Source organism: Nonomuraea sp. NBC_00507 (genome assembly GCF_036013525.1).
Lineage (GTDB): Bacteria > Actinomycetota > Actinomycetes > Streptosporangiales > Streptosporangiaceae > Nonomuraea.
In genome coordinates this window covers 1,459,273-1,472,917 of sequence record NZ_CP107853.1, presented here as the reverse complement: position 1 = coordinate 1,472,917, position 13,645 = coordinate 1,459,273, and the positions used below count along the sequence as shown (strand labels likewise).

The 13,645-nt window shown below is 65.8% G+C and carries 10 protein-coding genes and 2 pseudogenes; 4 read left to right on the top strand and 8 right to left on the bottom strand.

Going from position 1 to position 13,645, the window contains the following annotated elements; genetic code table 11:
* Positions 1 to 290: 290 nt before the first annotated feature.
* Positions 291 to 1,271 carry a reverse transcriptase N-terminal domain-containing protein gene (locus OHA25_RS07550; RefSeq protein ID WP_327586864.1) on the top strand — a complete coding sequence of 327 codons (981 nt, stop codon included), beginning with the start codon at positions 291 to 293 and terminating at the stop codon, positions 1,269 to 1,271.
* A gap of 10 nt (positions 1,272 to 1,281) precedes the next feature.
* Here OHA25_RS07550 and OHA25_RS07545 read toward each other — a convergent pair whose 3' ends face one another.
* The 3 genes from OHA25_RS07545 to OHA25_RS07535 are packed head-to-tail and all read right to left on the bottom strand — an operon-like array spanning position 1,282 to position 4,450.
* Positions 1,282 to 2,274 (bottom strand): tyrosine-type recombinase/integrase, encoded by a 993-nt coding sequence (locus OHA25_RS07545; RefSeq protein ID WP_327586863.1) that lies wholly within the window; start codon positions 2,272 to 2,274, stop codon positions 1,282 to 1,284.
* The gene (locus tag OHA25_RS07540) at positions 2,271 to 3,215 is read right to left on the bottom strand and encodes a tyrosine-type recombinase/integrase (protein WP_327586862.1); all 945 of its coding nucleotides are present in this window, start codon (positions 3,213 to 3,215) and stop codon (positions 2,271 to 2,273) included. Before OHA25_RS07540 ends, OHA25_RS07545 begins: the two co-directional genes overlap by 4 nt.
* Entirely contained in the window at positions 3,212 to 4,450 is a 1,239-nt protein-coding gene (locus OHA25_RS07535) for a tyrosine-type recombinase/integrase (RefSeq protein ID WP_327586861.1), read from the bottom strand. Before OHA25_RS07535 ends, OHA25_RS07540 begins: the two co-directional genes overlap by 4 nt.
* A 158-nt stretch (positions 4,451 to 4,608) precedes the next feature.
* Here OHA25_RS07535 and OHA25_RS07530 point away from each other — a divergent pair.
* Together OHA25_RS07530 and OHA25_RS07525 are read left to right on the top strand one after the other, a co-directional pair.
* Positions 4,609 to 4,743, top strand: a pseudogene (locus OHA25_RS07530) (RNA-directed DNA polymerase); the annotation flags it as partial.
* 60 nt (positions 4,744 to 4,803) lie between these two features.
* Positions 4,804 to 5,502 carry a group II intron maturase-specific domain-containing protein gene (locus tag OHA25_RS07525; RefSeq protein WP_327590942.1) on the top strand — a complete coding sequence of 233 codons (699 nt, stop codon included), beginning with the start codon at positions 4,804 to 4,806 and terminating at the stop codon, positions 5,500 to 5,502.
* A gap of 532 nt (positions 5,503 to 6,034) precedes the next feature.
* On the opposite strand, the gene OHA25_RS07520 is transcribed toward OHA25_RS07525, so the two are convergent.
* From OHA25_RS07520 to OHA25_RS07490, 5 genes and pseudogenes are all read right to left on the bottom strand, one after another.
* On the bottom strand, positions 6,035 to 6,517 hold the full coding sequence (locus OHA25_RS07520) for an anthrone oxygenase family protein (protein ID WP_327586860.1): 483 nt from the start codon (positions 6,515 to 6,517) through the stop codon (positions 6,035 to 6,037).
* A gap of 197 nt (positions 6,518 to 6,714) precedes the next feature.
* A pseudogene (locus OHA25_RS61160) lies at positions 6,715 to 7,953 on the bottom strand (IS3 family transposase).
* Between the two features lie 154 nt (positions 7,954 to 8,107).
* Complete coding sequence (locus OHA25_RS07500) at positions 8,108 to 9,280, bottom strand: MAB_1171c family putative transporter (protein ID WP_327586858.1); 1,173 nt, start codon at positions 9,278 to 9,280, stop codon at positions 8,108 to 8,110.
* A gap of 21 nt (positions 9,281 to 9,301) precedes the next feature.
* Complete coding sequence (locus tag OHA25_RS07495) at positions 9,302 to 9,790, bottom strand: hypothetical protein (protein ID WP_327586857.1); 489 nt, start codon at positions 9,788 to 9,790, stop codon at positions 9,302 to 9,304.
* A gap of 2 nt (positions 9,791 to 9,792) precedes the next feature.
* Entirely contained in the window at positions 9,793 to 10,209 is a 417-nt protein-coding gene (locus tag OHA25_RS07490; RefSeq protein WP_327586856.1) for a helix-turn-helix domain-containing protein, read from the bottom strand.
* A 354-nt stretch (positions 10,210 to 10,563) separates the two neighbouring features.
* On the opposite strand from OHA25_RS07490, the gene OHA25_RS07485 reads away from it, so the two are divergent.
* Positions 10,564 to 13,431 (top strand): AfsR/SARP family transcriptional regulator, encoded by a 2,868-nt coding sequence (locus tag OHA25_RS07485; protein ID WP_327586855.1) that lies wholly within the window; start codon positions 10,564 to 10,566, stop codon positions 13,429 to 13,431.
* Positions 13,432 to 13,645: the final 214 nt, after the last annotated feature.

Here is a 13,645-nt window from a genome sequence, read left to right as displayed (position 1 = left end):
CGAAACGTGGTAACCCCGTTGAGGTCCAGACAGCACATGTCTGGTAGGCCGACTGCAAGGAGAGCTTCAACTCCTCAGCGGGAACAGGATGACGCGAGAAGCGAATGCCGGGATGTCGAAAGGCAACGGGAAAACGACATCGAGTGCCGCAGCCTCCCTGCGAGGGTGTCGTATAACCGCTCGGATACGGGTCTTGATGGCCCGGCCCGAAAGGGTGCTGACGCGCGTCGGGTGAGCCTGCGAAGACTTGATGATCGATGGCATCGGAACCGAGGGACAAGTTGGACGCCATGACGCAGACGGCTGCGGCCGTGACTGACGCTGTGGTGAACGGACCCGAGGGCGAGCCTCTGGACTGGGATGCCGTGGATTGGCGGCAAGTCGAGGAGGACGTACGACGGCTTCGACAGAGAATCTTTGCGGCATCACAGGCGGGGGACCTGAAGAAGGTCCGCAACCTGCAGAAGCTCATGCTCCGCTCCCGCGCCAACGCATTGCTGAGCGTGCGGCGGGTGACGGAGTTGAACGCCGGACGGAAAACGGCGGGTATCGATGGCAAGACCGTGCTGTTGTCTCAGGACAAACCCGGGTGGGCCAACTGGGCACAACTCCGGTCGCGATCGTGGACACCCAAACCCGTTCGCCGTGTGTATATACCAAAGCCAGGCGGAAAACAGAGACCACTTGGAATTCCGGTGATCGCTGACCGGATGCTTCAAGCCATTACAGTCAACGCGCTGGAGCCCGAGTGGGAGGCGCGGTTCGAGCCGAAGTCTTATGGCTTTCGCCCGGGCCGTGGCTGCCATGATGCGGTCGAAGCCATCTTCAACACCGTAAGCGGGAAAAACCCGCAACGGCGATGGATACTCGACGCAGATTTGGCGGCGGCGTTCGACCGCATCGACCATCGCGATATCCTCGATCAGCTCGGCACGTTCCCAGCCAGGGAACTCATCGCGAAATGGTTGAAGTCCGGCGTAATCGAGAAAGGCTGGTTCACTCCAACAGAGGAGGGCTCGCCCCAGGGTGGTGTGATCAGTCCCGTCCTACTGAATATCGCTTTGCATGGTATGGAAAAGGCCGCCGGGGTCCGCTATCGAACGTTCGGCGTCAACGCCGACCGGGTGATGCCGGGCAGTCCCGTGCTGGTGAGATACGCGGACTTATGCCGACGTCGGCATAAGTCGGCTTATGCCGAGTGGCGGGTTATGCCGAATGCGGTGGCGAAGGGCTGGCCGGCAGGGGTGCCGAGGACCAGCTGGGCGGCATAATCCGGGTGGGTCAGAGAGTGTCGAGGAATGCGATCAGGCTGTCGGGGGCGGTGTAGCGGCCGGGAGTGCCGCCGGGTGGGGTGGTGCGAGCGAGGGCGCGTTCTTTGATCTCCATGTCGGCGTGGAGATAGATCTGTGTGGTTTCCGGTGAGGCGTGGCCGAGCCAGAGCGCGATGATCGACGTGTCGACGCCCGCGCGGAGCAGTGCCATCGCGGTGGAGTGGCGCAGGGTGTGTGGTGTGACGTGTTTGCCGGCCAGTGAGGGGCATCGGCTGGTGGCTGTGCGGGTGTGTTTGGTGACGAGTTGTTCGACGGCGTCGCGGCTGAGCCGGGTTCCGCGGCGTGTGGGGAAGAGAGGATCGTCGGGCTGGCCTTGGCGTTCCTTGGTCCAGGACCGCAGGACCTTGGCGGTGGGGCCGGTGAGTGGGGTGCAGCGGTCCTTGCGGCCCTTGCCGTGACAGCGCAGGTGAGGTCCGGCACCGAGGTGGACATCGGCGAGGGTGAGGCCGGTCAGTTCGCTGACGCGCAGCCCGGTGTGGATCGCGACCAGGAGCAGGGCGTGGTCGCGCCGTCCGTGCCAGGTGGTCAGGTCGGGTGCGTTCACCAGGGCTTCAGCTTCGGGCATGGTCAGGTAGGTGACGATCGCGCGGTCGAAGCGTTTGGGCGGGATGGCCAGCACTCGTTGGATGATGGCGGCGTGCTGAGGGGCGTGGAGTTCGGCGTGCCGGAAGAAGGAGTGCAGGGCGGCCAGCCGGCTGTTGCGGGTCGTGACCGTGTTGCCCCGGCGGGTTTCCAGGTGGGTCAGGAACGCGCCGATGGCGGGGGCGTCCAGATCGGTGATGCTCAGCGCGGACGGGGATCGTCCGGTGCGCTCGGTCAGGAAGGCCAGCAGCAGCTTGAAGGTGTCGCGGTAGGCGGCGATGGTGTGGTCGCTGGCCTGGCGTTGGAGCATGAGCTTGTCGGTGAAGAACCCTTGGAGCAGAGGCGCCAGATCACCGGTCACGTCCCACCTCCGTGGGTGTCCGGGGTGAAGGCGCGTTCCAGACGGTCTGCCGCCAGGGCCAGCAGTTCGGGAGATCCGCTGAAGTACCAGTACGACGATTTGGGATCGACATGGCCGAGGTAGGTGGCCAGCAGCGGTAGCCGGGCCTGGACGTCGGCGCCGTCCTCATACCACTGCAGCAGGGTGGCGACCGTGAAGGTGTGGCGCAGGTCGTGGATGCGCTGGCGGCGCCGTCCCGGGATCGGGGCGATGCCTGCGGGGTGCAGCAGTTTCGCGAAGTCGGCGGGCATGTTGGAGGCGTCCAGGCGAGTGCCCCGGGTGGAGATGAAGAAGGCCGGGCAGGCAGGGGCGGGCCACAGACGATCACGGAGGCGGTCATAGCGGCGCAGTGCCGCCGTCGTGGAGGGGTGCACCGGGACATCGCGTGATTTGCCGAACTTGGAGTCCCGGACGGCGAGCACGCCCTTGTCCAGGTCGACGTCTTGGCGATCGAGACGGCATGCCTCGCTGACCCGCATCCCGGTCACCGCCAGCAATCCCAGCACGGTCTGCCACGTCTGGCCCCGTAGCTGGGGCTTCAGTGCTCCGGCCGCGCCCATCAACGAGACGATCTCAGCGGGTGAGTAGAGGTAGGGAGTGATCCGCCGATAGCGATGCGGCAGGGCGTCAAGGGGTGGAATCTCGGTGGCCGCATCCAGTGTTTTGAGGTGCCGGGCGAAGATCCGTACCACGTCCAGCCTGCGGGCCCAGTAGACCGGGTCGGTGCTGGCTGGGGTCGAGGTCGCCCAGGTCAGGGCTGCTTCGATGGTGATGTGCCCGGCGCCGGTGGACTCCAGGTAGCCGATGAAGCTCATCAGCCGCTGTCCCCAGGTGGTGAGCTTGAATCCCAGCGCCCGGCGCATGGCCAAGTACTCCTCGGCCTGCCGCCGCAGCGTGGTCACGAGGCACTCCCATCAGCCGCCGCCGGCGCGGGCAGCGGCCACTGCCGGGCCAGCGAGCGCAGCACGGCATGGTCGACCTTGGCATAGACCGTGGTGGACAGCTGGTTGCGATGCCGCAGTAACTGCCCCACCTCACTCAGCGGCGCACCGGCCCGCAGCACCTGGGTGGCCAGTGAATGACGCAGCCGATGAGCGCCCAGCCGCGGCAGGCCCGCCCTCCCGCAGGCCCGGCCCATGATCGCGCGAACCGCGGATCCATTCAACCCGTGGTAGGGCGGACGAGCCGTGACGAACAACGACGCGCAGGAGCACGACGGCCTGGCAATGGTGAGGTAGGCGGCCAGCGCTTCACCGACCTCGAACGGCAACGGAACCCGCTCCAGGCAGCCTCCCTTGCCCCGCACGATGATCTCTCCAGCACGCCAGTCGACATCGGCCAAACCGAGCGCGGCAACCTCGGCACCACGCAATCCAAGCCGGGCCAGCACCAGCAGCACCGCCCGATCCCGGAGCCCCGCTGCGGACGAGACCTTCGGGCCGGCCAGCACCGCCTCGATCTGGTCCTGTTCCAACCCCCGTGGCACCGCGGCCAGCCGCCATCCCGCAACGGCAGGAACGGCCGCTGCCAACGGAACCGCAATCCAGCCCTGAACGTGCAGGAACCGCAGCAACGAGCGAGTCGCGGTCACCAGAGTCTTGGCCGACCAGACACTCGCCGCCCCGCGCGTATGCTCCATCACGAACGCCACGACCGCGCCCGCGTCCAACCGCGCCAGCGCGACGTCGAGCGGCTCTCTCAGCTCAGCTAGGAACTTGCGTCCTTGCAGGACATAGCACCGCACCGTTTCCGCGGCCAGGCCCCGCTCGCCGACCAGATAATCCCGGTAGGCGGCCAGCAGCTCTTCCACCGGTGAGCCATCAAGGACTTCCTCCCCAGGAATCAGCTCACGACCTCGCAGGAAACGCAGCAACGGCCCCAGCCCCCGCCGCGCCGCCCCCTCGACCCGAGTCACCTCCCGCCGGCAGCGCAGGAACTCCTCCACCACCGCAGGTCGCAGCTCGGCCACCTCCACGCCGTGCGTCTCCATCCACCTGCTCAACCGCGCCATCATCAGCACGATGTCGGCCACCGACTTCGCCGCGTACCCCGTCCCCGCCAGTTCCGTACGCAGCTCGGTCTCATACGCACCCAACGGCCCGGACACCGCACCGCGAGCCAGATTTCGGTCGCCCATGACGCCCTCCTGTCTGAAGAGGGATACGCAACCTCCAGACCGAAGGCTCAAACGATCACACCGTTTATGCCGCCCAGCTGTTCCTCAGCACCCCTGCCGGCCAGCACTTCGCCACCCCATTCGGCATAACCCGCCACTCGGCATAAGCAGACGATCTTGTCGCGATGTGCGGCAGTCGCGAGCAGGCCGAGCAGGTCAAACAGCGGCTGGCCGCATGGCTGGCACCCAGAGGGTTGAGGATCAACGAGAACAAGACGCGCATCGTCTTCCTCGAAGACGGCTTCGACTTTCTGGGGTTCCATGTCCGCCGATATCGCAATGGAAAGCTGCTGATCAAACCGAGCAAGGCGGCCGTGCAACGGTTCCGGGCACGACTCACCGCTGAGATGAGGGCCCTGCGAGGGGCCAACGCTCAGGCGGTGATCCGCAGGCTGAACCCGATCATCCGGGGCTGGGCTGCGTACTACCGGACGGTGGTGTCCAAGAAGACCTATGTCCGCTTGGACACCCACATGTGGAAGCTCGCCTTCAGTTGGGCGAAGCGAAGCCACCCGAACAAGTCGAGTCGCTGGGTCGTCGACCGGCACTTCGGCGCGTTCAGAAAGTCCAGGAACGACCGATGGGTGTTCGGTGACCGCGACAGCGGCGCCTACCTCCACAAGTTCGCCTGGACACCGATCGTCCGACACCAGGTGGTCAAAGGCTCGGCATCGCCAGACGATCCGGCCTTAACCGAGTACTGGGCTGAACGGCGTCGCCGCCGCAAGCCGCCGCTGGACACCGCACGACTACGCCTGCTCCAGGCGCAGCACAGCCGTTGTCCACTCTGCCGAGGGTTGCTGCTGGACGCTGACCACGAGCCACAAACCGCCTCCGAATGGGAGCAATGGGTCAAGGTCACCCGCACGGCGATCCGCCGCCAGGCGATCACCATCGATACGGGCGTCGGCGCGTCGGACGAGACCGTCGCACTCCGACTCATACACACCCACTGCGCGCGACGAGTTAACAGCAAGCGCGTGCAGCGGAACGGCACTTCTGCCTGCCTGTGAGCCTTTGGGCTTGCTTGAGCCGAGATGCCCGGAAAGCGGGCTTGTCCGGTTCTGAGGGGGCGGGGGCGCAGCAATGCGCTCCCGCTACCCGACCCCTCCCCGGTCGTATCTCTCGCATGCGGAACGCGACAACCCCGATGGGGTCCAGACCACCTGACGCGGGCTGGTAGGCCGACCGTGAGGAAGGCGTAACTCCCCAGCAGGCGCAGGAAAACCCGAGAAGCGAATGCCGGTGGGCGACACCCCAATGCCGGCCCCTCCGCCGGCGGGTGCCGCATAACTGGTCGGATAGGGGCTGATGCCCTGACCTGAAAGGGTGCTGACGCGGGTCTGGTGAGCCTGCGAAGAGGAGATGACCGAGACGCCCGAACCGAGGGACAAGTTGGACACCGACCTGGTGAACGGACCTGAGGACGACCGCCCGGCGCAGGCGGACACGGCTTGGCCTTGGTCATCACCCCAGCTCCCTTCAGACGGAAGCCCCGCACAAAGCTTCTACCCGCGCCCACATCTTTGATCTAACGGACTACCGCTAGCTCGGCCGTCCAGGCAGCGTGAGGGCCCAGGCCAACAATCCGAACGCGGTCGTGGAAGTAATCACACGGACGATGTTCCAACTCGCCCACCGCACCTCGTCGAACCTCTCGCGGACCGCGGTCAGGTCGATACGGTCGGGGTCCCCCGCCGCCTTGATCGCGTCATTGAGCGGCACATTGATCGCGATCGTGATCACAAAAGTGATCGCATACAGGGCGAGCGCGGTGGCGACCCAGGGCAGGCCATCACGTCCGATGTGCGCGACCGCGGCGAGAATGGTGAGCACCAGGGCACCGAAGAATCCACCTCCCAGGAACCAGGGGTTGATGATCGCCCTGTCGATGGACTGGAACGCACCGACGAAAGTCCGATCGTCCGTCCGCGCAAGGCCCGGCATGATCGTGTGCGCGTAGAGGCCGAACACCCCTGCCACGAGGCCCATGGATATGGTCGCACCCATCAGCGTGGCGATCCGCATTACCTCCACAAAGTTCCTCCTCGCATAGCTCAACTGCGACCTTCGAGAACCACGATTTCATCGCGTTCTGTCGCGTGCCTCACTTGAACCTGTCGCTCTCAGTTGAGCGCCTCGGCGGCGCGTCAGCCAATGTAGCGTCGGCCGGGCGTGGGCGTGGTGAAGTCACTCTGTGAACCGCCCCGACTTTGATGGAGACCTCAACGGTTGATTCCGACGGGTTCGCTGGGCTGGTATTGAGCGTAGTAGAGAGCTTCGTACTCCTCTGGTGGCAGGTGCCCGATCGCTGAGTGCAGGCGGGTGGCATTGAACCAATCGACCCATTCGGCGGTGGCCAGCTCGACGTCGGCCAGGCTGCGCCAAGGGCCACGGGGCTTGATCAGCTCGGTCTTGTAGAGGCCGATCTGCGATTCCATCAAGGCGTTGTCGAATCGCCGACGGTGCCGATGGAGGCGTCGATCCCGGCAGCCAGCAGATGCGTGGTGAACCGGAAAGACGTGTATTGACTACCGGCGTCTGTGGTGGATCAGCCCGGCTTCAACGGGCCGGCCGGTGCGCTGGCGTCGCCACAGGGCCATGTCCAGCGCGTCCAGAGCCAGGCTGGTCTGCTGGACAGCGAGGCGGCCCAGCCGACGATCGCCCGTGAGTAGACGTCGACCACGTAACTGATACGTAGACCACTCCGCACCAGGCGGCCACGTGGGTGAAGTCGGCGACCCAGGCGGCGTTCGGCCGGCTTGCGGTGAAGTCGCGCTGCAGCCGGTCTGCCGCCCGCTCATGGCCGGGGTCGGCCACGGTGGTGCGGACCTTCCTACCGCGCCGGACGCCCTGCAGGCCGAGGGCACGCATGCGCCGCTCGACGGTGCAGCGGGCGACTGGATGCCCTTCGCGCTGGAGTTGCTGCCAGATCTTGCGGGCGCCGTAGACGCCGTAGTTGTCGGCGTGGATGCGAGTGATGTGCTCATCCAGTTCGGCGTCGCGCAGGGCCCGGGCCGAGAGCGGACGGTTCTTGGCGGCGTAGTAGGTGCTGGAGGAGATGGGGCAGCCGTGCTCGGTCAGGACACGGCAGATCGGCTCGACACCGAACACGTCGGCGTGCTGGTCGATGAAGCTCACGAGTGCGTGTGTGGCCGGTCGAGCTCGGCCGCGAAGAAAGCCGACGCGGCCTTCAGAATCTCGTTGGCGCGGCGCAGTTCGGCGTTCTCCCGGCGCAGCCGCTTCAGCTCGGCCGACTCATCTGAGGTGCGGCCGGGCCGGCTGCCCTCATCGATCTGGGCCTGGCGGACCCAGGTGCGCAGTGTCTCCGCGGTGCCGATGCCGAGCTTAGTCGCGACCGCGTTGATCGTGGCCCATTCGGTCGGGTAATCCGGCCGCACCTCGGCGACCATGCGAACCGCTCGTCGACGCAGCTCGGCGGGGTAGGGAGACTTACCTGGCATGGACTCGATCCTCTCAAGAGATCAAGTCTCCACCGAACCATCGGGGCGATTCACTGGGGCAGGCCGGGCACCTTCTGGTGCGATGGCTTGGGCGCAGTGGTGCGCATCTTCCCGCGCGGCCCTCCCTGCCGTCCGCCGATGCCGAGCATGCGCATCACCTGTGCCATTCACTTGCGCTCTTGGAAGGGTGGCTCGTCTGCCACTCGTAGGCGTCGGCTACCAGGATGAGCCACTTGATCTCGTCGTCGAGTGAGCGGTCCTGTTGGGCGGGCGCCTGTGTGGTGACAGCGCTCGCAGCCGCCGGTTTCTCCATTCGCTGGAGTCCGGTGGCCAGGGTCTCGGCCACGGCCGCGGCCCGACGAGGGTCAGGGTGCGCGTGACGCGGGAGGCCGACGATGCCCAGGGCGAGCATGCCGTCGCTGATTTCGATCACCCGGCGATAGAGCCGGTAGTCGATGTCGAGGATGGCCATCAGGTCGCGCCCGCGTGGAGGGTTCAGGACTATCTCGGGCATGGCCGCATAGAGGTCCGACCACAAGGGATGCAATCGCCGATAGGCGCGCAGGCGGTCGAGCCGATGGAGGATCGCGTCGATGGAGGCACCCACCTTGGGCAGGGCCAGACTTGTGGCTCCGAGAATCACCGCCGCAAGCGCCAACGGCGTGGAAAGGGCGTTTTCCCCTTTCAGCGGAGACTCACCGAGAAGTCGGATGACGATATAGGCGGCCTTGAAGAGGCAATAGGCGATACCGAAGATCGCGGCGGCGAACATCAGTCCGACGCTCATGCGCAGGGGGACATTGGCGCCGCGCCGCCGTCGCCCGTACCGCCACGTCGAAATCGCAACGTCTGCGCACACGACGGCGATCATGGCGATGAACAACAGCATGTACTGCGGAATGAATGCGGCCGTCGAATACCGGTCGGCGAACCGGATCGGCTCGGACTCGTCAACGGGTGCCAGGAAGAACAGCACCGTCATCGCGGTCGCGACGGCACCGGCCAAGGCGATGCGCCGCCTGACTCGTGCGCCCGGACGAGGGGCGTCGCGGTCAAGGCGGATCATCATGACGCTGCCAGCACCGCATGCGCTGATCGTGGCCAGGTGCTGGAGTAGCTTGGCCAGATTGGGAACATGGGTCAGCCAATCGATGGTGGCATAGATCGGCGGTATCCCGACGGTCAGCGCAATGCTCAGACCGAGGCAGAGCATAACCAGGTGACGCAAGCCCCAGTTGTGCGGCTGCCGGAGGAGATCGGCCGTCTTCACGATCAGGACCAGCCAGAAGAGCGTGGCGATGCTGATGTGCATCAGGCGCAGGACCACGGAATCCCCGTTCCTGGCCGGTCATTCGAGCAGTGTCCGCAAGATCTGCTCGTCTGCCGACTCGGCTGTCGTGTCGTCGGGCGGGTGGCTGATCCGCTGGGCGAGCAGGGACGCCAGTGTCTCGGCTTCCCGTTCCTCGGGGGTGGCGTAGGCGGAGCGGCCCAGGATCCGCTGGATGGCGGTCTCGCCGAGGTTGGGCAGCAGCAGGCGGCGGTAGTCGCCGTCCAGGCCGTGCGAGTGCTCGAAGATGAGGTGGGCGAGTTCGTGCAGGATGATGTGCGACTGATGCACCGGTGAGGTGCTGTCGCGGTACAGGATGAAGTCGGTGGCCGAGGTGGCGACCCAGATGCCGCACGGGCCCCCGGGCGGGAGGCCGCACAGTGGCATGAGCGTGATCGGCCGCTGCCGGACTGCCTCCAAGTGGGCGCACAGGCGGGGAACGGTCAGCGGGGAGGGAAGGTCAAGCTGTCGCAGCTTGGCCGTGCAGATCCCGCGCAGGCTCCTACTCACTGCTACGTCGCCGGGGGCAGGCCCTGCATCTGCCGGATCTGATCGATGATAGTGAGGATCGCGCCGCGGTTCTTCGGAGTCAGGTCCTTGCTGCGCAGGGCGATCTGGAGCACGTCGTTGTCGCGCATCGCGACAACCAACTCGAGTTCGGCATCGATCTTGGCGGCGATCTCGTCGTCAAAGAAGTAGTTGACGCTGACCCCGAAGAACTCGGCCAGACCCTTGAGATGATGGTAGGTGGGGTTGGCGCGTTTGCCACTGCGCAGCAGCCCGATGTAAGCGTCGGTGATCGACTCGGCTTTCGCGCTGATTCCAGCTGCGACCTCAGTGTTCGAGTACGGGCCTCGCCCAGCGGGGTGAATCGTCGCGAACAGGTGGTTGAGCTTGTCAGCCAAAGTCCGCGGATGTTCGTCGGACATGCACACCTCCCAACTGATGTTTGGGCGGACCATCAACCATCTCAAACAACGGTTGACACAGCCTCCCTCTGCCAGTTTATGCTCCTCCTGCCATCACGGTTCGACGCCCGGGGGCGGGGGTCAGCGAACCGGAGCCGCCACCACTTCGAAAAGCACCTCTCGACAGGAGGCGGGATGTCCAGCATCGCAACAAGGGAAAAGCTTTTCGGCTCGCCCAGAGGCTTCGTTGGTGCCGTCCGATTCATCCGCATCCGCTGAACGGCAGGCACCACGACCATGGGAGAACGCTTGCTCCACCAGGAGAATCCAAGGACCGGGGAAGGCTCCGGAACCTGGTTCGGGATCTTGGGCTCGTTGGAGATTGTCAGAGCAGGGCGGCCTGTCGCCGTACCAGCGACCAAGCAACGCATCGCGCTGGCGACCCTCCTGTTGCACGCCAACCAGTACGTCTCCGTTGAACAGCTGATCGAGCACATGTGGCAGGGCGACACGCCGAAGGACGCGCGGGCGGCTCTCTGCACGCACATCGCCCGGCTGCGGCAGGTGCTCAGCGACGACCACAGCGGTGAGCGGCTGATCCACACCCGGGACCACGGATACCTTGTCGAGGTCCGCGACACCGATCTCGACGTCATCGAGTTCCGCGATCTCGTCCGCCGCGCAGGACAGACGACGGGGGTAGGCACCGAGATCGGCCTGCTCCACCAAGCGCTGGCCCTGTGGCATGGACCTGCCCTGGCCGACGTTCCGTCGGAGTCGCTGCGTCGTGCCTACGCCGACCCTCTGGGCGAAGAACGGATGCAGGCGCTGGAACGCTGGCTCGAGCTCTGCCTTCTGTCCGGCAAGCACGAACAGCTGGTCGGGGAATTGAAGACCGCGACCACGACTCACCCGTTGCGCGAACGCCTGTGGGGCCAGCTGATGCTCGCGTTGTACCGGTGCGGCCGCCAGGCCGAGGCGCTGCAGGCGTATCACACCATAGACAGCCTGCTACGAGAGGAACTGGGCGTCGATCCGGGAGACGAACTGCGCCACCTGCACCAGTCCATCCTCCTTGCAGACCCCGCCCTGATCCTGCCGGAGCACACTCCCCCCTCCCCCGGGCCGCTCAGCGTGACCAGTCCGGAAGCCAAGATCTCGACAGCGGACGCGTCTCCAGCCGAGCCGGCTTGGCTGCCTCACCCGGCCGAGTTGCCGGCCGACATTCCCACCTTCACCGGACGCGTACCCGAGGTGGAGCGTCTGAGGCGAACGTTGACCTCCCTCGGGCAGGCCCCAGTGGTCACGATCAGCGGAGTGGGGGGCGTCGGCAAGTCCGCGCTGGCCACTCACATCGCCCACCGCGTTTCCGAACATTTCCCGGACGGACAGCTGTATATCAACCTGCACGGCGCCACGCCCGATGCCAAGCCGCTCGACCCGCACGAAGCACTCGCCCGCTTCCTGCGTTCTCTTGGAGTCGCCGACTCAGCCATACCTTCAGAGCCGGACGAGGCCGCCGTACGATTTCGCTCATTGATAGGCGGCAAGCGGATGATCATCGTGCTGGACAACGCCCGCGACGTCGCTCAAGTTCGTCCGTTGCTCCCCGGTAGTGGGTCCAGCGCCGTGCTGATCACCAGCCGCAGGATGCTGACCTCACTTGACGGTGCCAGTCACGAACAGCTCGACGTCCTTTCAGAGTCAGAAGCGAGGACGCTGCTGGGCAGTTTGATTGGCAATGATCGTGAGCGGGCGGAAAGCCGTGCTGCCACACGGGTGATCGAGCTGTGTGAAGGACTTCCCCTGGCGATTCGCATCGCCGCCGCCCGCCTTGTCGCGCGGCCCGAATGGCCCATTCAGAATTTCGCCGACCGGCTTGCCCTCGAACACCACCGACTGGCCGAGCTGCAGATCGACGATCGGGCAGTGCGCGCCACCTTTTATGTCAGCTATCAAGATCTGCTGGACGGTCCCGATGGCGTCGGCGCCGCCCGCATATTCCGGTTGCTCGGCCTACTGGAGGGGCCCGACATCGGCCTCAGCGCGGCCGCTGCCGCCGGCGGTATCCCCACCGAGGTGGCTCAGCAATTCCTCGACCGTCTGGTCGACGTACACCTGATCAACACGAACGTCGGCAACCGCTACAGCATGCACGACCTGCTGCGGCTGTTCGCTCGTGAACGAGCGCACCAAGAGGAGAGCGAACAGGCCCGGGACCAGGCCGTACGGCGAGTCCTTCACTGCTATCTGGCCACCGCTCGAACCGCTACCAACCTCATCCCTTCGGCCGGCTGGCGCACCGAGCTTGACCCTCAGTCGCTGACCCATCCCGGAGAAGTCCTCACCAGCGGCAACGAGGTCACGACCTGGATCAACTTCGAGATCCGGAACTTGATCGCTGCTGTCGCTCAAGCGGCCCGTTTGCCGGACGACGGCCCGGCTCTCGCGATCGCGCTTGCGGCCGCCCTGGACACCCCGCTGGATCGCCGTGGCCGCTGGCGGGACGAACTGGCGCTCGCGGAGAGAGCGGCCGAGGCGGCCCACCGCTCCGGCGATCCGCTGCATCGGGGGATCTCCCATACCGACTTGGGATGGACCAAAGTACGGGTGGGCCGCTTGGCTGAGGGAATCACGGATCTCGGCCAAGCCGTGGAGGCCTATGACCGGATCGGCGCTCTCAACCGCCGGGCGGGACCGCTGTCCGGCCTCGCGGTCGCCCACCGTCAGCTCGGCGACTTCGGGCAGGCCATCGAGTACCACTTCCAGTTGCTGGAGTTCAATCGGCAGTTGGGGAACCGGTTCAACGAAGCCGCCGCCCTGACCAACCTGGGGCTGGTTTACCAGAGCGTCGGCAGGTATGAGGATGCCATCACGGCGCACACGCGTTCGGCGAAGATTCTGGAGGAGATCGGAGAGCTGGAGGCCAGAGTGGATCCGCTGGGGAAGCTCGCCGAATCCCACCGGCAGGCAGGTGACCCGCAACGATCAGTCGATTGCTTCGAGCAAGTACTCACCGTCGACGAGGCCGAAGGGCACACCGGTACCTATTGGCAGGCTGAGCACCTGTGGGGCCTCGGCCGCGCCTTGCACGACCTGGACAAACAAGACGAGGCGAAGGACTGCTGGCGCAGAGCCGCCGCCATCCTGCACAACCTCCGGCTCATCACGACCGACGAGTTCAACGAGATCCAGTCCCGGCCCGGCCCGCACCCTCCGGAAGTCATCGCGCTGAATCTGTGATGCGACTGCCACCGGCAAGCCGTGGGCGCTGCCTCATGCGCGCTTCCGCCGCGCGCGGACAGCCAGGGCCGGCGCAACCGCGGCCGTCGTATAACGGTACCGACCAGGCGGAGCGCTACGCGACACCGGCGGTGTGCCGTTCCAGCGTTGGCGAGACTTCGGCAGGCCATTTCGAGAACCGAGGCCACGGCGGTTCCAGGCCGAAACCTCCCGA